This is a genomic window from Enterocloster bolteae (genome assembly GCF_002234575.2).
Lineage (GTDB): Bacteria > Bacillota > Clostridia > Lachnospirales > Lachnospiraceae > Enterocloster > Enterocloster bolteae.
On the sequence record NZ_CP022464.2, the window covers coordinates 6,133,546 to 6,156,965 of the forward strand.

General features: G+C 50.4%; 19 protein-coding genes. 1 reads left to right on the forward strand and 18 read right to left on the reverse strand.

Annotated elements, in window-relative coordinates:
- Position 1: 1 nt before the first annotated feature.
- The 7 genes from CGC65_RS32630 to CGC65_RS28535 all read right to left on the reverse strand — a co-directional run bounded on the left by CGC65_RS32630 (position 2) and on the right by CGC65_RS28535 (position 8,589).
- Positions 2 to 181, reverse strand: a complete 180-nt coding sequence (locus CGC65_RS32630; protein ID WP_002586814.1) for a DUF4250 domain-containing protein — start codon at positions 179 to 181, stop codon at positions 2 to 4.
- A gap of 311 nt (positions 182 to 492) precedes the next feature.
- Positions 493 to 3,084 carry an ATP-dependent chaperone ClpB gene (gene clpB, locus CGC65_RS28510; protein ID WP_002568931.1) on the reverse strand — a complete coding sequence of 864 codons (2,592 nt, stop codon included), beginning with the start codon at positions 3,082 to 3,084 and terminating at the stop codon, positions 493 to 495.
- A 216-nt stretch (positions 3,085 to 3,300) separates the two neighbouring features.
- Positions 3,301 to 4,134 carry a hypothetical protein gene (locus tag CGC65_RS28515; RefSeq protein ID WP_002568932.1) on the reverse strand — a complete coding sequence of 278 codons (834 nt, stop codon included), beginning with the start codon at positions 4,132 to 4,134 and terminating at the stop codon, positions 3,301 to 3,303.
- A 143-nt stretch (positions 4,135 to 4,277) separates the two neighbouring features.
- Positions 4,278 to 5,111 carry a purine-nucleoside phosphorylase gene (locus tag CGC65_RS28520; RefSeq protein ID WP_002568933.1) on the reverse strand — a complete coding sequence of 278 codons (834 nt, stop codon included), beginning with the start codon at positions 5,109 to 5,111 and terminating at the stop codon, positions 4,278 to 4,280.
- A gap of 74 nt (positions 5,112 to 5,185) precedes the next feature.
- Positions 5,186 to 6,214: a hypothetical protein gene (locus tag CGC65_RS28525; RefSeq protein ID WP_002568934.1), complete on the reverse strand. Its 1,029-nt coding sequence runs from the start codon at positions 6,212 to 6,214 to the stop codon at positions 5,186 to 5,188.
- A 408-nt stretch (positions 6,215 to 6,622) separates the two neighbouring features.
- Positions 6,623 to 8,014 carry a polysaccharide deacetylase family protein gene (locus tag CGC65_RS28530; RefSeq protein ID WP_002568935.1) on the reverse strand — a complete coding sequence of 464 codons (1,392 nt, stop codon included), beginning with the start codon at positions 8,012 to 8,014 and terminating at the stop codon, positions 6,623 to 6,625.
- Entirely contained in the window at positions 8,011 to 8,589 is a 579-nt protein-coding gene (locus CGC65_RS28535; RefSeq protein WP_002568936.1) for an HD domain-containing protein, read from the reverse strand. The genes CGC65_RS28530 and CGC65_RS28535 overlap by 4 nt, the downstream gene beginning before the upstream one ends.
- A 210-nt stretch (positions 8,590 to 8,799) precedes the next feature.
- On the opposite strand from CGC65_RS28535, the gene CGC65_RS28540 reads away from it, so the two are divergent.
- A complete protein-coding gene (locus CGC65_RS28540) occupies positions 8,800 to 9,975 on the forward strand; it encodes a hypothetical protein (protein WP_002568937.1) in 1,176 nt (391 codons plus the stop codon).
- A gap of 172 nt (positions 9,976 to 10,147) precedes the next feature.
- Here CGC65_RS28540 and CGC65_RS28550 read toward each other — a convergent pair whose 3' ends face one another.
- From CGC65_RS28550 to CGC65_RS28600, 11 genes are all read right to left on the reverse strand, one after another.
- Entirely contained in the window at positions 10,148 to 11,329 is a 1,182-nt protein-coding gene (locus CGC65_RS28550) for an ISL3 family transposase (protein WP_002578414.1), read from the reverse strand.
- 239 nt (positions 11,330 to 11,568) lie between these two features.
- Positions 11,569 to 12,588 (reverse strand): TRAP transporter substrate-binding protein, encoded by a 1,020-nt coding sequence (locus CGC65_RS28555; protein WP_002568939.1) that lies wholly within the window; start codon positions 12,586 to 12,588, stop codon positions 11,569 to 11,571.
- 67 nt (positions 12,589 to 12,655) lie between these two features.
- Positions 12,656 to 13,141, reverse strand: coding sequence for a YcxB family protein (locus CGC65_RS28560; protein WP_002568940.1), 486 nt, complete (start codon positions 13,139 to 13,141; stop codon positions 12,656 to 12,658).
- 106 nt (positions 13,142 to 13,247) lie between these two features.
- Entirely contained in the window at positions 13,248 to 14,543 is a 1,296-nt protein-coding gene (locus CGC65_RS28565) for a TRAP transporter large permease (RefSeq protein WP_002568941.1), read from the reverse strand.
- Positions 14,543 to 15,067 (reverse strand): TRAP transporter small permease, encoded by a 525-nt coding sequence (locus CGC65_RS28570; RefSeq protein ID WP_002568942.1) that lies wholly within the window; start codon positions 15,065 to 15,067, stop codon positions 14,543 to 14,545. The genes CGC65_RS28565 and CGC65_RS28570 overlap by 1 nt, the downstream gene beginning before the upstream one ends.
- A 72-nt stretch (positions 15,068 to 15,139) precedes the next feature.
- A complete protein-coding gene (locus CGC65_RS28575; protein WP_002568943.1) occupies positions 15,140 to 16,270 on the reverse strand; it encodes a TRAP transporter substrate-binding protein in 1,131 nt (376 codons plus the stop codon).
- Between the two features lie 191 nt (positions 16,271 to 16,461).
- Positions 16,462 to 17,259 (reverse strand): response regulator transcription factor, encoded by a 798-nt coding sequence (locus tag CGC65_RS28580; RefSeq protein ID WP_007035590.1) that lies wholly within the window; start codon positions 17,257 to 17,259, stop codon positions 16,462 to 16,464.
- Between the two features lie 11 nt (positions 17,260 to 17,270).
- Positions 17,271 to 18,773, reverse strand: a complete 1,503-nt coding sequence (locus CGC65_RS28585) for a sensor histidine kinase (RefSeq protein WP_038282362.1) — start codon at positions 18,771 to 18,773, stop codon at positions 17,271 to 17,273.
- 210 nt (positions 18,774 to 18,983) lie between these two features.
- A complete protein-coding gene (gene glgB / locus CGC65_RS28590; RefSeq protein WP_093979952.1) occupies positions 18,984 to 21,971 on the reverse strand; it encodes a 1,4-alpha-glucan branching protein GlgB in 2,988 nt (995 codons plus the stop codon).
- A 69-nt stretch (positions 21,972 to 22,040) separates the two neighbouring features.
- Positions 22,041 to 22,505, reverse strand: coding sequence for a methylglyoxal synthase (locus tag CGC65_RS28595; RefSeq protein WP_002568948.1), 465 nt, complete (start codon positions 22,503 to 22,505; stop codon positions 22,041 to 22,043).
- A 16-nt stretch (positions 22,506 to 22,521) separates the two neighbouring features.
- The gene (locus CGC65_RS28600; RefSeq protein ID WP_002568949.1) at positions 22,522 to 23,418 is read right to left on the reverse strand and encodes a fumarylacetoacetate hydrolase family protein; all 897 of its coding nucleotides are present in this window, start codon (positions 23,416 to 23,418) and stop codon (positions 22,522 to 22,524) included.
- Positions 23,419 to 23,420 lie beyond the last annotated feature (2 nt).

A 23,420-nucleotide genomic window follows, 5' to 3' on the forward strand; every position in this document is an offset into this window, starting at 1 on the left:
ATTAACGGAAACTATTCTGAGTCGGCTCATATTGGTAGCCAATACCAGACAGTACAGATATAATTCTGGACTTATCCGCATCCAATGCCTGGCACATCTCGTCCAAAGAACTATAATTATCACGGAGCTGCGTGTTTACATAACTCAGCAAAATAACTGGGTCTTTCGGAATGGTACTCACAATTTTTACCTGCTTTCTATTACCTCATATTGATTAAATCCACATCAAATACCCTATATCTAGTTCTATTCCGGCTATAGGTACACCGGCTTTCAGCAGAAACGATTATATCACCTGCAAGTAACGTTTTCAACATGAAATTAGGGTATTTTCCCTACTTTTTTCGTCATCCCCAGAAGTTGATGTAATTATATTTCTTCATTAGAAATTTTCTGAAAAATACCTCCTAATTTATGGAAAAAAGCAAGGGAGAGAACCTGTTTGCGCAGATTCGCTCCCTCACCTGTATCTTCATATATATTTATCTAACATCATTCCACATATGCAATCAGCCGTGTTTTGTCCTCGTCCACATCTATGACAATGGTGCTTCCTTCCCTGACTCCGTCACCCAGTATAATTCTCGCTGCCAGGGTCTCCACATTCTTCTGGAGATAACGTTTCAGGGGACGGGCACCATAGGCCGGATCATATCCCTTATCCGTTACGAATTCCTTGGCTCCCATTGTCAGCTCTATGGTCAGTTCCCTGTCGGCCAGACGTTTATTCAGGTCTGCCACACAGAGATCCACAATTCTTGCGATATCCATTCTGGTTAAGGGCTTAAAGAGTATGGTTTCATCCAGACGGTTTAAGAACTCCGGTCTGAAATGGGCGCGAAGCTCATCCATAACCATATTTTCCACCTGGGGCCTGATGTTTCCGTTCTCATCAATTCCTTCCAGCAGATACTGGGAACCGATGTTGGAGGTGAGGATAATGATGGTATTCTTAAAGTCCACGGTCCTGCCCTGGGAATCCGTGATACGTCCATCATCCAGGACCTGCAAAAGTACGTTAAACACGTCCGGATGGGCCTTCTCCACTTCGTCAAACAGCACCACGCTGTATGGTTTGCGGCGCACGGCCTCTGTCAGCTGTCCTCCCTCGTCGTATCCAACGTATCCTGGAGGTGCTCCGATAAGACGCGACACGGAATGCTTCTCCATGTACTCGCTCATATCAATCCGAATTATGTTGGACTCGTCGTCAAACAACGCCTCGGCAAGGGCTTTGGCCAGCTCCGTCTTACCTACACCGGTAGGCCCCAGGAACAGGAAGGATCCAATTGGCTTGGTGGGGTCCTTGATGCCTGCCTTGGAACGGATGATGGACTGGGTTACCAGCTGCACGCCTTCATCCTGGCCCACCACACGTTTGTGAAGAACCTCATCCAGATGCAGGGTCTTGCTTCTCTCACTCTCTGTCAGCTTGGCAACCGGAATTCCGGTCCATTTGGATACGATTCTTGCAATCTCATCCTCTGAAACGCTCTCCCTCACAAGGCTTAAGTCCTCATTGCGGATGCGTTCCTCTTCCGCCTGCAGCTCCTTCTGAAGCTCCGGCAGTCTGCCATACTGCAGCTCCGCCGCTTTATTCAGGTCATACTTCTGCTGTGCGTCCTGAATCTCCCTGTTTACACTCTCTATCTCTTCCCTGAGGGACGAAAGACGGTCCACACTGGCCTTTTCATTCTCCCACTGGGCTTTTTTGGACGCGAACTCATCGTGAAGCTCAGCCAGCTCTTTCTGGAGATCCGCCAGGCGGTCCTGGCTCAGACGGTCTGTTTCCTTCTTAAGGGCTGCTTCCTCTATCTCCATCTGCATGATTTTCCTGGACATCTCATCCAGCTCCGCAGGCATGGTATCCATCTCAGTCTTAATCATGGCGCAGGCTTCATCCACCAGGTCAATGGCCTTATCAGGCAGGAAACGGTCGGTAATATACCGGTCGGACAGGGTGGCTGCGCTCACCAGAGCAGAGTCTGTTATCTTCACTCCATGGAATACCTCATAGCGCTCCTTAAGTCCCCTCAGTATAGAGATAGTATCCTCCACCGTGGGTTCATCCACCATCACCGGCTGGAATCTTCGTTCCAGCGCAGCGTCCTTCTCTATATACTGGCGGTACTCATTGAGTGTGGTGGCGCCGATACAGTGAAGCTCTCCTCTGGCCAGCATGGGCTTTAGCATATTGCCCGCGTCCATTGACCCCTCTGTCTTTCCTGCCCCCACAATGGTATGCAGCTCATCAATAAACAAAATAATCTGCCCGTCGCTCTTTTTTACCTCTTCCAGCACAGCCTTCAGCCGTTCCTCAAATTCACCCCTGTACTTGGCTCCCGCCACCAGGGCTCCCATGTCCAGGGCAAAGAGCTTCTTATCCTTCAGTCCGTCCGGGACATCCCCCCGCACGATTCTCTGGGCCAGACCTTCCACCACGGCTGTCTTGCCCACGCCGGGCTCACCGATAAGCACCGGGTTGTTCTTCGTCTTACGGGAGAGGATACGGATAACATTACGAATCTCGCTGTCACGGCCGATAACCGGGTCCAGCTTCTGGTCCCTGGCCCGCTCCACCAGGTCATATCCGTATTTGGCTAATGTATCATAGGTGGCCTCAGGATTATCGCTGACCACCCTCTGGTTGCCCCTTACTGTGGACAGTGCCTGAAGAAATGTCTCACGGGTTATATTATATAACTTGAATAACGCCTTGATTTCCTTATTGGGATGCTTTAAAAGAGACAGGAACAAGTGCTCCACGGATACATATTCATCACCCATGGCCTTTGCCTCGTCCTCTCCGCTTATGAGCACCTTATTCAAATCACTGCTGATGTAAAGCTGGCCGCTGCCGCTTACCTTGGGCAGACGCTCCACTGCCTGCTTTGCCTCATTGGAAAACATATCTCCCTGTATTCCCATCTTGGTAATCAGCTTAAGAATCAGGCTGTCCTCCAGGGTCAGCAGGCTGTACAGAAGGTGCTGCTCATCAATCTGCTGGTTTCCGTATTCATATGCCAGCTTCTCACAGTTCTGAACTGCTTCCATTGACTTCTGAGTAAATTTATTAATATTCATTGCCCATTCCCCTTTCTTCTCTGCCGCCTCTGACCAGAATGCCTGTGTGTATCCTCCGGAAGCAGCGGCCTACGGAATTGTGCTTTGTCATCTTTGTTCTAGTCGTACTATAACACATGTTGTTAGCACTGTCAAGGGTCGAGTGCTAATTATTTTAAATAAAAAATGCCGCGGCACAGTCCTTATCTGTCTGTGCCGCGGCCAGCTGCATCTTCTCTACTTCACGCCGGTAGCTGTAATTGTCTTGTTTGTAAGGGTCCCCTCGTAGATAACAGTTGCGGTATCCCCTACCTTCAGTTTGTCAAACATTCCTTCTTTTCCCAGGAAGGTAAACAGGGTATTCTCCGGGTCCGCTGTGTCGATGACCACATAATCCGCCCCAACTTCTGCCACCTTGCCGGAAAGAGTATTGATCTTAGCGTCTTCTGAGTCCATGGCATCCTCGGTCACAATTTTGGTGGCCACCGGTTTGTCGGTCTCGTCTTCCAGGTCCCCGTAGTAGGTCACATCTGCCTGTACTCCGGACTTGATGCCGTCCTTGGATACCTTCTGTGCAATCTTGGTGTTAAAGGTATATGTACCCTCGTCCGTGGTCAGGGTCAGGGTATTGTCGTCTGCTTTCTCTACGGTTCCTGTGACAATGTCATCCTCCTCAGCGGCTGCCTCTTCCGCTGCCTCTGCTGCTGCAGATGTAACGATATCCACTGATTTTGCCTTGGTGGTGTCTGCGGAAAGCTCACCTGCGTAGGCAACCTCTACCTCATCACCTTCTCCAATGGCATCTGCGCCTTCAATCTTAGCCTCAGATACATCAAACTTCACTTCTTTGCCTTCGTCGTCCTTAACGGTAACCACCTTATCAGCTACCTCTCCCACAAAACCATAGAAGTATTCCAGTTCCATATCGTCTTCTGCTTCTGCCGCTTTCTCTGTCTCAGTCTGGGATGCTGTAGTAGTTGGGGCCGCTGTAGTTTCTTTATTGCCGGAAGAACAAGCTGTCATCCCCAATGCAAGTGCCAGGACTGCAACTGCCAAATAGTGTCTCTTCATAATAATCTCCTCTTTTCTAAATCATGATATGTCATATACTATGCCAGGACGGGCAGCATATTCCCCCTGCCTTTGTCCACGTTACATATTACTACGAAAAACACTATTTTACTATGTCTTTTTCTTTAATTTTTCATAAAAGTTTAAATACTCCCCAGTTTTCTGATGGACTCTGATACCAGTTTTTTGAAGAGAGGGGCCATTTTATCCGACGCCTCCTGGACCTCCTTGTGGGACAGAGGAACGTCTGTCATACCACAGGCCAGATTGGATATACAGGATATACCGCATATCTTCATCCCCATGTGATTGGCCGCCACTGCCTCGCAGGCCGTACTCATGCCAACTGCATCCCCGCCCAGTATCCTGCACATTTTCACCTCATGCGGGCTTTCGTAGGCAGGTCCTGTAAGCTGCACATAGACCCCCTCCTGTATCCTGATTCCAAGCTCAAGAGCAGTGGAGCGGATAATATCCCTCAGGTCCTCATCATATATATGGCTCATATCCGGGAACCTTGGTCCCAGCTCCTCCAGGTTCGGCCCCACCAGCGGGGAGGGGACAAAGCAGGATATCTGGTCCTTTATGAGCATAAAGTCCCCTGCCCCATAATCATAGTTGACTCCGCCGGCCGCATTGGTCAGAAAGAGGATTTCCGCTCCCATAAGCTTCATAAGACGGACAGGCAGGACCACATCTGACATGGGATAGCCCTCATAATAATGGACCCGTCCCTGCATCAGCACGGCCGGAACCTCATTTATACGGGCGAACACAAACCTGCCCTTATGTCCGGGTACCGTAGATACCGGAAATCCCTCTATATCGTGGTAATCAATGGTCCCCTGGATTTCCAGCTGCTCCGCATAGTCACCAAGACCGGACCCCAGCACCAGTGCCACCTTAGGTTCAAAGGGAATCTTATCTTTTATGCTGTCATAGCAGTTTCTCAGCTTGTCATACACAGGATTTGTCATATCTGTTCTCCTTTTCTAACGGGAGTTTATCCCTCCCTTGTTATGTGAAGTATATCATACCTGAGCCGCAGGGCTCAACCTTTTATGCGGGGCAGGCATCTTCTTCGGTGCTCCCGCCGGTTCTGCCTGTACCACACTGCCAAAAGAGCCAGCAGTCCCACGCCTATGCCTATGAGTCCAGCCCCCACCGTTATGACAAAACCGCTGCGTACCCAGTACCAGAGACTTCCTTCCGGGCCTTCACCCTGAATCTCCGGCGCAGGTACATGTTCTGCCCCCTGAGCTGTCTCCAAAGCTGCAGGAGAAACCGCGGAAATCTGCCTGTAAACCATCTTCAGCTCTTGGGTTTCCGGTTTAATCCAGCTGACTTCCCCTTCATATTCAGCCTTATAGTCCCTAAGGAGCTTTTGTCCCCAGACCATGGCCTGGCGGCACATTCTCCCCTCCTCATCCTCGTATGACTCCCCATACCAGTCTGCGGAGAGTATGCGGTACTCCAGGGGAGACAGGCCCATAAACTCCAGCAGCTGTCCCCCCATGGACACGCAGGTCTCTAAAACCGCGTCCCCCGGTATAACCAGGGAACCTCCATGGTATTCATCCGCACCGTAGGCGTGAAAGGTGACAGGCGCCGTAAATCCATCCTGCCACTCCTCTCTTACAATCCGGCTTTTCCTCAGGAACAGGGTTCCTTCTGCCTGGCTTCCCGATACATCCTCCTTCAAAGAAATGGACCCTGGAATCTCTTCAGCCCCTTCCACACCAGTATACACCATCTTCCGCTCCAGACGCCGGCTGACATCCTGTCCTGGAATTGTCACTATCTCCCAGGAATCCAGCCGGTACTCCTTTCCATCACCGTCCCAATACCGGTCAGCCGGCTCCCGGATTCCACCGTCCTCTGCCGTCTCCACATCCCGGGTGATCCGAAGCTCTGCGCCATAACCTTCCTCCTGCGGTTCCTGCGCCGCCATGGCCGCCCCGCTGCCTGACAGCCAGAATACAGCTGTCGCCACGGCGGTCACAGCAAACACAGCTCTGTCCATTTTACCTCTTATATTCAACCGTCTTTCCGGCGGTATTCTTTTCTCTCTATATGCCATAAGCATTCCTCCCGGCTATCTGCCATTTTACAAACTGCCGGAGAACAGTATACAAATCATATGAATATGTCAATGTGCACAGATGAAAACTGCCTGCTAAAATGGGAAACACGGGTTTCAGAAGAAAACCTCGCCTCTGTGCAGACGCACAGCCAGATGTCTGAAGAAAACAATCTGTGGTCTTATTATACATAACCTGAGAACAAGAATCAAGGGTAATTCCGATATTATTCACCTCATATGGAGGGACTTATATGCCGGGCCTGATATGCCGGTACTTATATGCTGGGACGCTCAATCAATCCCCGGCCCCTATTGACAGCAGGGCGGACAAAAAGACGGTATCCCCTCTCCGCTAGAAGGAATACCGTCTCTAATTTACCTGCCTCTGCACTGTCAGCTGAAGAATCACGGTCTGAACTGGCTGTACTTGTGTCCGGGAGCAATTCCTCCCCTGTAGGCCGCCAGCTCGCTTACTGTCACCAGCTGATATCCCCGCGCTGTCAGTTCCGGAATCAGCACCACCGCCGCATCTGCTGTTGTACTGTAGATATCATGCATCAGTATGATATCCCCATCCTTTACCTGGCTCAGCACGGTGTCAATGGTCCTCTGCGCATTCCTGTGCTGCCAGTCCCTGGTATCAATGGACCACATGATGGCGGGCATACCCATAGAGCCCAGCACGTTAAGGGATGCCCCATCAATATATCCGCCCGGCGGGCGCATGAGGACCGGTGATACGCCGCAGACAGCCTGGATCTTCTGGTTGGTAGAGCCCACCTGGCTTACAATTCCCTCTGCACCGATTTTAGTCAGGTATTTGTGGTCATGGGTGTGGTTGGCAACCTCGCATCCCTGGTCCACCATGCGCCTGATTACGCCTGCATTGGCGTTCACATTGGAACCCAGCATGAAGAATGTTGCCCTTCCTCCATTGGCCTGCAGACTGTCCAGTATCCGGCTGGTCACGGATGTCTTGGGTCCGTCATCAAATGTAAGGGCAATCATGGGCCTGGATGGGTCAATTCCATGGGGAACCACCGGTTCCGCAGGAATCCCTGCACCCTTAGCCGTGATGGAAGCCCGTATGCCGTCCACCCTGAGACCTGCCCCCTCCTGTCCGGCGGACGCGCCATTGGCCGCCCAGTCTGTCCAGGCGCCGTTCTGAAGTACTTTATAGTATAAATCATATGCGGCTGCGCCGCTGCCAGTCAGTTCCATGCGTATGGATTCCAGAGGCATGACGCCTTCTGCTCCTCCTGTCTCAGCTCCGTCCTCCGCCCAGGAGAGCCAACCCGTACCGCTCAGATTCACCTGGTAGCGAATACCCACCTGTGTACCGTCCGGAATATGAATCAGATTAGCCTTTACGGCAGTGACCCATGAGTTGACCGGGGCTGAACACAAATTGTTATCAGCCGTGACCGCGCTCCATCCCTGCTGCAATATAAAAGCACTGTAATTCACCTGGAGAGGTTCCTGGCCCGTAACCGGCTGTGTGCTCTGTTCCTGGCCCACCGGCTGAGCTGTCTGGCCCTCGGCCTGGCCTGTCTGGCCTTCCGCCTGGGCTGCCTGTCCCTCCGTCTGGCCGTTCTGGCCCTCCGGCTGTACTGTCTGCCCCCCAGCCTGACCCGGCTGGCTGTCATTCTGTGCTGCCACACCCGGACCTGTCTGGGCCGGCTTAGCCGCACCTACCCCTGTACTTCCGGCGAATGCCGTCATTCCCTGCATACTTAAAATAATTCCGGCTGCCAAGACAGCAGCCAGAATCTTCGACTTTTTCCCACATCTGATCATTCACATTCTCCTCGCATCATGTCTTTATTTGAGGAAATAACATCCTCACCGAACACGGCCCTGCATAACATCACATATTCCTTGAAATACAGGTGGTCCTCCAACTCCTTCAGAGCATGGGCTATCCCCCAATAGTACCGGGCATGCTTCCGCTTATCCTTTTCATTAAACCGCTGCCATATGGCATCGCCCACCACCAGATAATCCCTGGCCGTACAGCGCATGTTGCTGAGCTTGTCCCCCAGAGCCAATATCTTAATCTCCCTGGAAGCCGTGCAGAGATGTCTGACCGTACGGGTCTTTCGCTCCTGCCAGCTGCGGCTTTTATCCTCGCTCTCATCCACTACCAGATCCGCTACTCTGGAACCAAACGTGTCCTCCAGTTCTTCCCTGGTAACTCCTGCATCTTCCATAACATCATGAAGCAGCGCTGCCGCAATGATTTCCTCATCATCCGTAAAGGCGGACACAATCACTGCCGTCTCCATGGGATGCGTGATGTACGGAATCTTCGTGCCCTTTCTGAAAGCTCCCTTGTGGGCTTTATCTGCAAACGCAGCCGCTTCTCCAATCATAGGTCTTACTCCTTCTGTGATAGCACTATTTATATTCCTTATGTACCTCTCCCTTTGATGTCAGGAATCATACCTATCATAACATATTCAGGCGGCATTTTGAAGGGTATTGTGGAATCTTTGCCATTTTCCAAGTTAAACTTGTAAGAAAAGAGAATTTCTGATATGCTATAGAAGTATTTTTTCCGCAATACTTAAGGAGGATAATTCATGGATCGTCATTCGTCATATTCGGCTCCCCGCAGCGAACGTGCTTCCGGTTCTTACGGCGGCAACCGCGGCAGAAGCACCAAACGCAACACCTATAATAAACGTTCATGGAACGATAACAGAAAACTGCATACCCTGGTATTCTACATACTCCCCTTTATCCTAATCAATCTGGTCATATTCATTGTGGCCACATCCAAACCAAAGATAGAGTATGATGTATCTGACACCAGGGATTACCGCAGCGTGGATATATCCATCCGCATACGTTCCCTTCTCCCCATACGCGAAACCAGCGTCACCATGGAATCCCAGCCCCTTGAAATGGAAAAGGAAAAGGGAGTCTACACTGCCACCCTGACCAGCAACGGGACTCTGCAGATATATGTGAAGGGATGGAACGGAATGTCTGCCAGACTGTCTGACACCATTCAAGCCCTGGACGATATGGCGCCTACCATACAGGAAGATTATGTGATGGAAAACGGCATTCTAACCATTACAGCGGAGGACAGCCAGTCCGGTATTAACTTTGATGCTGTCTATGCCACGGATGAAGAGGAAAAAACTGTCAAACCCAGCCATATTAATAAAGAATCCGGAGAGATCACCTTCCCCATGGATACTCAGACCCTTGTAGTATTTGTGGCGGATTACGCGGGCAATACCATAAAAAGCTCCTATTTCAGCGTAAAAGACGGCATAGACCTCAGCGGCCGTGACAAGGAATTCCCTTCAGACGACACCAACGGCACTAACGGCAGCAGCTCCAAAGGTTCGGGCACGGATAAGGAAACCAGCAAGGCCAAGGAAAGCACCAAGGCCAAAGAAACCACCAAGGCCAAGGAGACCACCAAAGCCAAGGAGACCACCAAAGCCAAGGAGACTACCAAGGCCAAGGAAACCACCAAAGCCAAGGAGACTACCAAGGCCAAGGAGACCACCAAAGCCAAGGAGACCACTAAGGCCGCAGAATCCACTAAAGCCGCAGAATCCACCGCGGCCACAACAGCTGCCCTGTCTCCCGCCGACCCGCAGACGCCATCGCCTACTCAGTCGTCACAGGCACCGTCTCCCACTCAGGCGCCGCAGGCACCATCACCTACTCAGGCATCACAGGCACCGTCTCCTGATAACGGTTCGGGGGATAATGTCACCATCGTACCCCTGGGCTGACACTTATCTGAGTCTATCTGTAAATAAATTAATGGCTCTTTGTCAATAGTTGGGGTGGGATTTGTTAAAATCCCGCCCCAATTCTATGAAAAGGGCCCTTTTTATGTTTAGTTCCAGGTTTTACTGATTTTGGGCATGCCAAATAAGCCTCCGCATTACCGACCTTTTTATCCTATGATGTACAGTGAAGTATCCGGGTTCGGAACCGTTTGAAATTCCGGATTCCGTAGCTGCTCCGTTTTAATACCTTTATCTTGTTGTTAAATCCTTCTGTGGGACCATTTGTCAATCCGTATTTAAAGGCATTCAGGATTTCTTTTCGCCAGGCCCTGTAGGTCTTAGCACAGTCCTCAAATTCCTTGATCCCACAGCTCTGTGCATTCGCAATCCAGTCATCAAATTCCCTCTGCTGCTGACGATACGCTTCCATCTGGCAGATATCATAAAACCACTCTTTCATGCGGTGTGCCAGACGCAGATCCTCGCTATAGTGAAGCATTAAATCACAGGCCTGTTTGTTCTCATCCTTCAGCTTTTTATAGCGGGTCAGAATGAGTTTCCGGCTGCGTTTATAATACTTACGCAGAGAAACCGGCATGGACCGCTGCAGCCGTTTGCGTACATTTTCAATCGCCCATGTCACCTGCCGGATGAAATGATATTTATCCACGATGATTGTAGCGTTTGGAAAGAAGGTCTGTGCAAGTTCGGTGTAGGGGCGCCACATATCGCAGACGAAGAACTTTACCTTCAGGCGTTCTTTCCTGGGAATGTTCCGCCAATAATCAGCCAGATGGCTCTGTGTCCGATCCGGGAGAATGTCGAGGATCCGGCGCTTTTTCGGATCAACCAGAATGCACTGATATTTACCGGTAGAAGCATTGCCTTTGAATTCGTCAATGGAAAGCGCTTGTGGAAGCTGGTCAGGCGGAGGATAGCAAATCGTGTCCAGAAGGCGGCAGACCGTCTGGACGGAAACACCGGTAAGCTCTGCGATCTGTTTTAAGGAAAAGGTCTGCCGGAGCAGGGAGACAATGTAAAATGCCAGTCTGCGGGTCCTGCGGTGGTAGCTGGGGAGGAACGAATAGGATTCCGTGAACCGTTTGCGGCAGTATGGGCAGAGGTAGCGGCGTTTGCGAAGGAGCAGGATTACTTGTTTTCCCAGTAAGGGAATGTCCTGGACTTCTTGTAAACGGTAATCATGAATCCGTTTAGTTTTAGCCCCACAGCAGGGACAAGTCTGTTCTACCGGTTGGGACTGGATGAAAATTTTAATGAAAGAGTCTGCCTGAACCACTTTTTTAATAAAAACACCTTCCAAGTTAAGGAAGGCCTTGGTATAATTAGGGTACATCTATAAGGGGTCACCTCCGTAACATTAAACTTTGGTCGGGATAATGTGTTTAGGAGGCTTCTTATAGATGTATTTTATTACAACGAAAAGAATGTTGGAAGTGTGCTTTTCAGCACACCCCAACATTCAGTATAGAACCAAATTAATCAAAAAACAGACCATGGAGCCACTGCACGGACCATGGTCTGTTTTTTGCTCTATATTCTAATTCATTTCTATCCTGTCCAATCTGAAGCCTGTCACTGTCTGCCCGCGTCCATGATATCGTCAATAATATCCACATATTCAGAACAGTATTTTTCGTACATAGGGGCCGCGGCTTCCTGGAACCGTTCTTTCTCCCTGGCATCCAGCTCCGTCACCACGCATCCGGCTCTCCTGACCCTGTCCTCTGAGGTCTTCTCACGCTCATCCCACAGTTCACGCTCATACAGGGCCGATTTCTGTGCACAATCCCGTATAATGTTCCTGTATTCCTCCGGCAGCTTATCCCAGGTGGACTGGGCTGCCAGCTGGAGTTCCGGAACCCTGGTGTGTTCATCCAGGGTGAAATATTTGGCCACCTCATAATGCCTGGTGGACTCATAGGAAGGCCAGTTGTTCTCGGCCCCGTCTATCTCCCCTGTCTGCAGGCCTGAATATACATCCCCAAAAGCCATGGGCACCGGCGTGGCACCCAGAGCCTGAATCGTATCCATCATCAGTTCAGATTCCTGGACCCTGATTTTAAGCCCCTTCATGTCGTCCAGGGACTCAATGGGCCCGGCCGTACTGTAGAAATTACGGGCGCCTGCATCATACCAGGACAGCGGCACCAGGCTGGAACCGCCGAAGGAATTCATGAAATCCGTGCCAATGGGCCCCTCTAACACCTTCCACATGTGCTCTCTTCCTGTATACAGATAGGGCATCTGAAGTACATTCAGCTTGGGCACAAACTCAGCCAGGGGCGACAGGGATACCCTGGCAAAATCCACCCCGCCAAACTGAAGCTGTTCAATCACTGTTTTCTCGTCTCCGAGAACACCGCCCGCATTGACCTGTATCTCCACCCTGCCCCCGGTCTGTTCATGTACCAGCTCTGCAAATTTATAAGCTCCCTGGGTGGTGGGATAATCCTCCGCCTGATTCTCAGCATATGTCAGGACGAACTCCGGAACTGTCTTCTGCGCCGTGCTGTCCTTGCTTCTGCCTGCACAGGACGCGGCCAGAATCATTACAGCGGCGCAGCCCATGAGGTAAATCACATTTTTTCTCAAGCAGCCGTCCCTCCCTTCGCATATATCATACCCCAGTTACCAGACCCGGTCAAGGAGGGCCTGTCCTTTAATTATGCACATTCCTGCCTTCCACCTTAGAGGAGGCATAACGGTAAAATTCTTCTTTCTCATTTCCAAGCACACGGTTTGTAAATATAAATCCATGGGTGGTATCGCTGAATATGATAATCATGGCAGGTTTCCTGGATATCCTTTTTACCGACTTCCACGGCAGCTGCGACGTGTCATCGCCCACCCGGATGTAAAGCCCGTTGTCGTCAATAGAAACCTGGGTGTCCTGGGTAATCCCCGCTGCCTGCTTCTTTGCCTTGGCATAAATCATAAGCGGCTGGATAACTGTAAAAAGGCAGCACCCCAGCACAATGAGACACCTCACGATCCCCTGGGCCTGGTCCCACCTGGAGAAGCCCAAGGCAAATGCCGCCACTGTAAATATGATATTACAAAGTCCTGCCAGCGAACCGTATATATAATACATGGAAAGCTGCCATAAATCCCGCGCTGTTGTCCTGTATGTGTATTTGTATCTCATTCATATGCTCCTTGTACGGATGTCCTGAATCTTAACAGAGTGGCGACATGGCCGCCACTCTGAACTTTCATTATAACATGATAAACTGCTTTCCGGTATTCATTTATTAGTGGGCCAGTACAGATGGAAGCCACATGCTGACAGCCGGAATAAAGGTAATCAGCAGCAGGGTGATAATCATACACACATAGAATGGAAGCGTAGCCTTAACCACCCTCTCCATGGGCACCTTGGAAACCGCAGAGCCAATGAACAGAACAGCGCCAACAGGAGGTGTCAGAAGTCCGATACCGCAGTTAAGCACTACCATGATACCAAACTGAATCGGGTCCAGACCAATGGATGTGGCGATAGGCAGCAGGATAGGGGTTGCAATCAGGATGATTGGCGCCATATCCATGATACATCCGAGCACCAGAAGAATCAGGTTCAGCAGCAGGGCCAGAATAATGGGGTTATTGGTCATGCCGGTGATTGCGCTGGCGGCCAGGATAGGCACATGCAGCTGGGTCAGGCAGAATCCGAAAATATTGGATGTGGCAATGAGAATCATTACAATGGACAGGGTGTCCACGCTGTCTCCCAGGACTCTCCATACGCCCTTCCAGTCCAGTCCCCTGTAGATAAACACGCTGACAATCAGGCTGTAGATAACAGCAACTGCTGCGGACTCTGTGGCCGTAAACACACCGCCCACCACGCCGAATACAACTATCAGCACAGCTGCCAGAGCCCAGAAGGAAACACTCAGCTGCTTAATCAGGTTGATGATGCTGAACTTCTCGCCCTTAGGGTAATTACGCTTAACGGAAATGATATAGGATCCTATCATCAGCGTTACGGCCAGCAGTGCTCCCGGTATATATCCTGCCAGGAAAAGGCTTCCCACGGAGATACCGCCTGCCGTGGTGGCATAGATAACCATATTGTGGCTGGGAGGCACCAACAGTCCCTCACAGGATGAAGTGATGGTTACTGCTGTTGAGAAATCGTCATCGTATCCCTGGTCCACCATCATGGGAATCAGGATGGAACCAAGAGAAGCCGTATCTGCAGAAGCAGAACCTGAGATACCGCCAAAGAAATAAGAAGCGACAATATTAACCATTGCCATGCCGCCCCGCATCCATCCCACACATGCATTGGCCAGTGCAATCAGCTTTTCGGAAATACCGCCGGAACCCATCAGGCATCCCATGGTGATAAAGAAGGGAACAGCCATCAGGCTGAAGGAGCTGATTCCCTTTACCATCTGCTGGCAGATGGTAGTCAGGTTATGTCCCTGGAACAAAAGGCAGAACACAGATGAAAGCGCCACCGCATAAGCGATGGGGAACCGTAAGAATACCATCAGGAAGAAGCTGCCCAGCAAAACCAGAATTGCCATGCTATTTGCATCCATTACTCCATCCCCTCCTTTACAAAGAAACTCTTAACATGATTGTATAAGGCCTCTACTTCAAAAACCAGCATGGCCACGCCGGCCAGAGGCACCGGGAAATACATCCAGAACCTGGAAACCTTGGGCATGCTCACATAGGTACCTTTGGAGCCGATTCCTGTTGCATACTTCCAGCCCACTGTAATCATGATTACCGCCAGCGCAAGTACTGCCAGGTCAGCGATGATATCAAGGCTCTTTACCACCTTAGCGGGCAGATACCGGTCAAATGCGGTCATGCGGATATGGGCGCCTCTTCTGATGGCAAGAGCTGCCGAAAGCACTGCCATATAGGACATGCAGGTCAGAACAACCTCTTCACTCCACGCAGGATCGGGAATGAACGAAATGTACCTTCCTGCCACAGCCATGGTGGTGATAAGGATATCCACTACCAGAAGCAGCTTGCAAAGGAACAGTACAACCCTGTATGTCATATCATATGCAGGCCTGATTTTATCAATCTTTTGAAATATTGCAGGCATATTGATTCCCCTTTCAAAAACTACAGGCACAGAGTTTATTCATTTGCCCTGTGCCTGTCTGATTGCCGTTTATTATTTGTTCATGTCAAGAATCTGCTGATACAGTTCAGCCTGGTCCTTTGTAGAAGACTCGATGATGCCTTTACAAGCATCCTGCCATGGCTTGATATCAGGAACCTCAACCACGTTGATGCCATCGGCCTTTAATTCCTCAAGCACCTTGTTCTCAGCTTCCTCAGAAATGGTTCTGTTGAACTGGGATGCAACCTTGCCGGCTTCCATCAGGATGTTCTGCTGCTCTTCTGTCAGCTTATCCCATGCTTCATCTGTGATGATAACCTGGATTGCGCCCAGTGTATGGCCGTCCAGAATCAGGTTTGGAGCAACTTCCTGGAATGCGTTGGACTTGTAGTTTGCGATTGGCTGCTCAGCACCGTCCACAACACCGGTCTGAAGTGCGGAGTACAGTTCGTTGAAGGAAACAACCGTTGGGCTTGCGCCGAGGCCTTCCACCATACCATTCATAATCGGGTCATTGGACACACGCAGCTTCATGCCCTTTAAGTCGTCTAAGCCCTTAACTTCCTTAACTGTGAAGAAGTGACGGAAGCCTTCCTCGCCGTAGTACAGGCCTCTTACGCCAAGTCCGTTGTCATGAGGTTCCATGAGGAATTCAGGAGCCAGTTCGCTGTCAGCAAACTTCCAGAAGTGGTCACGGTTTGCAAATGTATAAGGAATGGACAGAAGCACGGACTTCTCAGCGCCGTAGCTTGTCAGGGCAAATGCGGAAATACGGGAAATATCAATGGTGCCGCCGCCGCCAAGCATGGTATCCAGAACGTCGTTCTCTGAACCAAGTACACCGCTGGCCTGCAGGTCAATCTTAATCTTGCCGCCGGACAGTTCCTCAACAGTCTCCTTAAATTTGGTATCAGTCTGTCCCACAATGGTGTCTAACGGGTTAACCTCTGCCATAACCAGAGTGACCTCAGGCATGTCGCTGGTATCAGCTGCTGCCTCGGTATCAGCTGCTTCTGTCTTTGACTCCTCAGCAGCATCCCCCTCTGCCTTTGCGGCCTCTGTAGGTGCCTCAGTTGCTGCGGGAGCCGCTGTGGTTGCATCAGGGCTCTTTAAGCCGCAGCCTGCCAGGGAGCCGGCTACCATTGCTGCACACAACGCGGTACTAATCCATCTTTTTTTCATGAAACGTGTCCTCCTCTTAATACTTTTTTCATGCTTTCACATGATATTTTTATGTTTTCTTAACACTGATTTTATTATAAGAGTATTTTGCGTTTCTGAACATAGTAAATTTTTGTGAATCATAGTAGGATTTTAACTTGTTTCTCCCATCCATTTATGCAAATATCACATATATGGTCTTTATACAATCTTTATCCCTTCTGGAAAATAGACAATCTGTACTCAGTGGGGCTCTGTCCCGTTATGCGCTTGAACACCTTTGCAAAGTAATTGGAATCCCCATAGCCCACTGCCCTTCCAATCTCCTTCACATTGACCGTTGGCTGGCTTAGCATCTTCTTGGCTTCCTTTATCCGGTACTGTGTCAGGTAGGATGTGAAATTCTGGTCAAAACACTGCTTGAACAGCTTGCAGAAATAGGCCTCTGAATAATTCATGGCCCTTGCGGCATCCTGCATGGAAATGTCAAACATATAATTCTCATGTATGTACTGGCTGATTAAGGATGTAACCTTTGACAGACGGGCATGTCCTCCGTCCTCCGGCTCCTCTGTATCTGGCGGCGCAGGAATCTCATTTTCATTTTTATCCCCATCCCCTTCATCCTGCCGGTGTTCCCCTGCAATATGCATGGCTTCCTCCACCACTAACATCAGTTCCTCCTCGTCGTAAGGCTTCAGAAGGTAATCCAGGGCCCTTACCGTGATGGCCTTTTTTGCATAGGAGAACTCGTCAAAGGCTGTCAGGAATATGATGCAGCAGTCCTTGTCGGCCTGCCGGATCTGCTGGGCAGCTTCTATGCCGTTTATGCCCGGCATCTCGATGTCCAGAATGGCAATCTGTATCTTCTCTTCCTCATAGATCTTAAGGGCTTCCCTGCCGTTGGCTGCCTGGAAAATCCGGCACCTGTCCCCCAGATTTTTCTGCAGCGTCTTATAAAGGACCTGCCTCTCAATCATCTCATCATCCGCAATCAGTAAACGCAACATCCGTTCCCCCCTTATATCTTCTGATAGTCCTCTTCCCGGGCGGCAGGCAGGATAATCTGTACCACGGTCCCCTTGCCTGCCTTGCTGTAGATTCTCAAATCCCCATCCTCGTACATGGATTTAATCCTCTGATATATATTCCCCAGCCCAATTCCCACCCTGGCTGTCCGGTGTCCCTTAAGGGCATCCATAAGCCTTTTGAGCGCCTCTTCCTCCATCCCCACACCGGTGTCAGCCAGGGAAATGACTATCTTGTCCTTCCGCTTCCATATCCTTAAAAATATCCTCCCTCCCTCCTCCTTCCTGGCTATGCCGTGTATGATGGCATTTTCTACCAGCGGCTGAAGGGTAAAAGCCGGTATCATGGTCTCGCTGCCGTCCACCTCCACCCTAAGGTCATGGCTGATACGGCTGCCAAAACGCATCTGCTGTATGTACATATAGTCCTGCACCACCTTAAGCTCCCGCTCCAGGGGCACAATCTGCTCCGAGGTCTTAAGATTATAGCGGAAGAGATTTCCCAGGCTGGATATCATCCGCTCTGTGGTCTGGGCTTCCTCCAGTTTAGCCATACAGGATATCATATTCAGGGTATTAAACAGGAAATGGGGATTAATCTGGCTCTTAAGCAGTTCCAGGCGGGCCGCGTCCAGACGTTTCTCCATCTCGATGCGCTCCACCTCCTCCTTATGAAGACGCTCCGCCATCTCGTTTTTCTCTTTCAAAGTATTGATATACCCCTCTGTGGCATGCTTCATCTTATTAAATGCCTGTACCAGCTCTCCCATCTCATCCCGGTTCTCCACCACCAGGTCCTCACCGCCGAAATCATTTCTCGCTATCTCCCTGGAACTGTGGGCCAGCTTTACCATGGGGGCAATCAGGGTATTGGACAGAAGCTTGGTCAGACAGATAACCGTAATAATCATCAGGACGGAACAGGCCATAATCATGTAGGGTAGGTCATAGAGGAGAGGAACCTTTTCCTGGTAGCTGCGCTTTCCCTCCTTCAGGGTAGACTGCATCAGTCTTCTGGCGTAAGTCTGCAGATAACCCTGCATTCCATATACCCTGTACAATTGCTCCACAAATCCTTCATCCGACTGGTCCATGTGAAGGACCTGGTCCCGGAAAGTCTGGTAGCCTTCATAGCCATTCTTAATATTCCATGTCCTGGCATACCGCTCAGGCCCAATGACATCATAGTCAAAGGGCAGGGCCTCCAGACTGCTCTCCGTCTTAAAACAGGCCAGCCTGTATTGCTTTGCATTCTCCCAGGACCGCTCCCTCACATAGAGTTCAAAGGCATCCGCTTCCTGCTCCATGGACTCCTGCACATCATAGCAGAGGGAATTGTCATTGAGTATCACGTTAAAACTCTCCAGGGAAAAATTCATGACCAGCATATTGAAGGCAATGGACAGACCCATTACCAAAATGACAACCACGGAAAATGCACCCAGCTTTTTCTTCAACGAGATTGAAAGCCACTGATTTTTAATATAAGAAAACATACCCCACCCCAATCGCACCAGAATGTGTCTGAAACCTGCTTTCTTCCGGCTGTTTGTCCAATTTGCGCTCTGCGTAACCGTATCAAGCATCCTTCACCCTGTCATCCCTCCTGGAATGCCCATGGTCCGGTCAGTGTCTTTCGCCATTATACCATATAATAACAGGGAGCGCAAAGCCCCCGGCCTTGCGCTCCAGTTATTCCCAATCACCTATTTTGTTTCACTGCCTTCGGTTTTTGAAGCGGTTATCTGCTTCTGGTTCTTCTTAGCTGTCCCGATCTGCTTCCGGCTCTTTTTGGACGTGCTGATCTGTTTCTGTTCTTCCTTGGACGTGCCAATCTGCTCACGCTTCTTCCTGGAAGTACCTATCTGCTTCTGCTCCTCCTTGGACGTGGCTATCTGCTCCTGCCTCTTCCTGGAAGTGCCTATCTGTTTCTGCTCCTCCTTGGACGTGGCTATCTGCTTCTGCTCTTCCTTGGATGTGCCTATTTGCTTCTGTTCTTCCTTGGATGTGCCTATCTGCTTCTGCTCCTCCTTGGTCGTGCCTATCTGCTCCTGCTTCTTCCTGGAAGTGCCTATCTGCTTCTGCACCTCCCTGGACGTGCCTATCTGCTTCTTCTCTTCCTTGGTCGTGCCTATCTGCTTCTTCTCTTCCTTGGTCGTGCCTATCTGTTTCTGTTCTTCCCTGGACGTGCCTATCTGCTTCTGCTCTTCCTTGGTTGTGATTATCTGCTTCTGCCCTGCCTTGAACGCAGCCATAGGCTTCTGTACATCCTTTGCAGCTGCAGCGCCTTCTGTCTCCTGCGCCACAGCAGTTATCCTCTTTGGGGACGCTGTTTTGCTTACCGATGTTTTACTAGCCGCTGTTTTTCCGGATGCCGCTTTTCTGGCCGCAGGCTTTTTATCTGCTGTCTTTTTAACTCCAGGCTTCTTTGCCTCAGGCTTCTCGGATTCTTCCGCCTGCGTGCATGTGTAGATGCTGACACTCATCGGCGGTATATAGACTTCAATGGAATCGTCCTTTTCATCCCATTCCAGCTTCCGGGATGTCTTGACACGCCCGTTGACCCGGCCTTCTCCGCCAAAGTCTTTGGCATCAGTGTTGAATATCTCCTTATACTTACCGTGGAAGGGCACGCCCACACGGAATTTCTCATGCTCCATGTTGTCAAAATTGCAGATAAAGAGAAGGGTTTCCTCACTCTTCCTGCTCTTTCGCAGGAATATAATCATGCTCTCATTCTGGTAACTGCAGTTAATCCACTCAAAACCATCGGGATCATAATCCATCTCATACAGAGCCGGGTGCTCACGGTACAGTCTGTTAAGCGCCTTCACATAATCCTGCATGTTCTTGTGGACAGGATACTCCAAAAGTCCCCACTCCAGGGACGCGCCCTCATTCCATTCAGCCGTCTGGGCGTATTCCTGGCCCATGAACAGCAGCTTCTTGCCGGGATGCCCCATCATAAAGGCATAGGCAGCCCTCAGGTTCTCGGCCTTCTTTTCCAGGGTCTCACCCGGCATCTTGCCAATCATGGAACCCTTGCCGTGAACCACCTCATCGTGGGAGAATACCAGCACAAAATCCTCGCTGTAGGCATACAGCATGGAAAATGTCAGCTCCCCATAATTGTTTTTCCTAAAAAGAGGGTCGCACCGCATGTAGTTGGTAAAATCATTCATCCAGCCCATGTTCCACTTATAGTTAAATCCCAGGCCGCCCTCTTTCGGATCGCCTGTAATCATTGGCCATGCAGTGGACTCCTCCGCAATGATGACCGTGCCGTCCTTTCGGCCCTTGAATACGGAATTCAGATGCTTCAGGAACTCCATTGCCTCCAGATTCTCATTGCCTCCGTATATATTAGGCACCCATTCACCGTCATTCTTCCCATAGTCCAGATAGAGCATGGAAGCTACCGCATCCATCCTGATTCCGTCCGCATGGTACTTGTCCGCCCAGAACAGCGCATTGGCAATCAGAAAATTGGTTACGCCGGGACGGCCGTAATTGTATATCAGAGTGCCCCAATGGGGATGGGAGCCCTTCCTGGGGTCCATGTGTTCATAGACGCAGGTGCCGTCAAACACAGCCATTCCATAGGCATCCCTTGGGAAATGGGCCGGCACCCAGTCAAGTATGACGCCGATTCCCTGTCCGTGCATATAGTCCATAAAGTACATGAAATCCTCAGGAGCACCGTAACGGCTGGTAGGGGCATAATACCCTGTTACCTGATAACCCCAGGATTCATCCAGAGGATGCTCCATCACAGGCATGAGCTCCACATGGGTGTATCCCATATCCTTTACGTATTCCGCCAGCCTTGGAGCCAGCTCCCGGTAATTATAAAATTCGGAACCCGCCAGGTCCTGTCCTGTCTCATCCCTGACAGTCTCCTTACGGATCCAGGAGCCCAGATGGACCTCATATATGTTCATGGGCTTGTCCTTTGTATCGGTCTTTGCCCTCTGATCCATCCATGACTTGTCGTTCCATTTGTATTTATCAATATCCCATACAATAGAGGCATTGTTGGGACGCAGCTCTGCGTAGTTTGCATAGGGATCAGCCTTCAGCATAGGCTCCCCTGCCCTTGTCTTTATCTCGTACTTATATATCTCACCTTCATACAGACCGGGAATGAACAGCTCGAACACGCTGCCGTCCCCTTCGCCCAGGCGGCGCATCTGATGGCGTCTTCCATCCCAAAGGTTGAAATCCCCCACCACGCTGACGCGCATGGCGCATGGCGCCCACACGGAAAAGTACACGCCGGATACCCCGTCAATGGTCATGGGATGGGCGCCCATTTTCTCATAAATTGTATAGTGGATGCCCGCTGCAAATTTCTTCAGGTCTTCTTCCCGGTACTGGGGAGCAAATGAATAGGGATCACAGAGTTCCTCCGTCACCCCGTTGTCATAGGTGACCTCCAGGGTATAGGGCGTCTTGCTCTTGCGTGGTATCAGGGCCGCGAAAAAACCAGCCTCGTCCGCCAGCTCCATGGGATATTTCTTCCCGGTGGTGGAAATCTTCACACTGATTTCAGCCGCAGTGGGTACCAGCGCCTGAATCAGAAGTCCATCCTCTGTCAGATGGGGTCCCAGCATGGCATGGGGATTGGATGCTTCCGAATACACCAGTTCTTCAATCCCTGCCCAGTCCATCAAATCGTATAATTTCTGTTCCATATGATTGCCCCCTTGTAAGTTTATTCATTCTTCGGTCTGATATCAGCATGCCTGCTGTATATCCTACTTCTAAAGGGTATTTGCCCTGTCAGCAATATTCTGTCTGAAATTAACCACATCATGCTCGTATTCTTCATCCATAAGGGGAGAAGTAATCATGAAATCCGCACTGGCCTTGTTATTTGCAATGGGAATATCATACACCTGGGCAATCCTTAACAAAGCCTTAACATCCGGATCGTGGGGCTGCGCTGTCAGCGGATCGGAAAAGAAAATCACAAAATCAATTTTTCCCTCCACAATCTTGGCCCCGATCTGCTGGTCGCCGCCCAAGGGGCCGCTGTTATACCCCTTTACAGGCAGGTTGGTTGCATCCGTAATCATACGGGCCGTTGTGCCGGTCCCGCACAGGAAATGCCTGGACAGTATATCCTTATGTTCCCCGCACCACTGTATCAGTTCCCGTTTCTTCTGGTCGTGGGCAATCAGGGCAATGTTCTTCTGTCTGCGTATTGTCATAGGTAAATAATCCATTTTCATCTGTCTCCTTTCAGTCTGTCACTTTGTTTGCGATGGTACCTATCCCTTCTATGGTACACTCCACCACATCTCCCGGAACCAGGAATTTCGGCGGGTCAAAGCCCATGCCCACTCCTGCCGGGGTTCCCGTGGCAATAATGGTTCCTGGCTTTAAGGTCATGCCCTGGGAAAGTTCGCTTACAATGTGACTGATATCAAATATGAGCAGCTCCGTATTACTGTCCTGGCGAAGTTCGCCGTTCACCCTGGACTGTACCTGTACTTTGGGCGGATAGGACAATTCATCCACAGTGGCTATGCATGGTCCCATGGGCAGAAAGCCGTCCAGCCCCTTGCCGAAATACCACTGCTTATGCCGTGTCTGCAGGGTCCTGGCGCTGACGTCATTGATGATAGTATATCCGAATATATAGTCCTTTACATCTTCCTCCCTGACATGGGATGCCTCGCGGCCGATGATGACTGCCAGCTCTGCCTCGTAATCCAAATCCGTTACAATATCCCTGTGGCTTGGGATGCCTGCCCCGGGATCCGTGGCACGGTTTACCCGCTTGGAAAAATAGATGGCATGGGGCCTTTCCCCGTCAAATGCTTCCTTCTTAAATCTGGCCGATTCCTCAGCGTGAGCCATGTAATTGATTCCCAGGCAGATAACATCCTGCCGAGGGTGGGGAATCGGGGCTAAAAGGCTTACCTCCCCAATAGGGGCAGCCCCCCTGACCTTATATGGGTCCTGGCCGGACACATACTCCAGCAGCTGTTTCTCCGACTCGCTGATGTTCTCTATCAGCTCCTGCATGGTCTTATAATCCATATCCAGGGAAGCAAGGGGATAGACCCAGCTTCCGTCCCTGCTGATGACTCCAAGTCCGGATTTGTGTTCGATTTCATATGTAACTAGTCTCATAA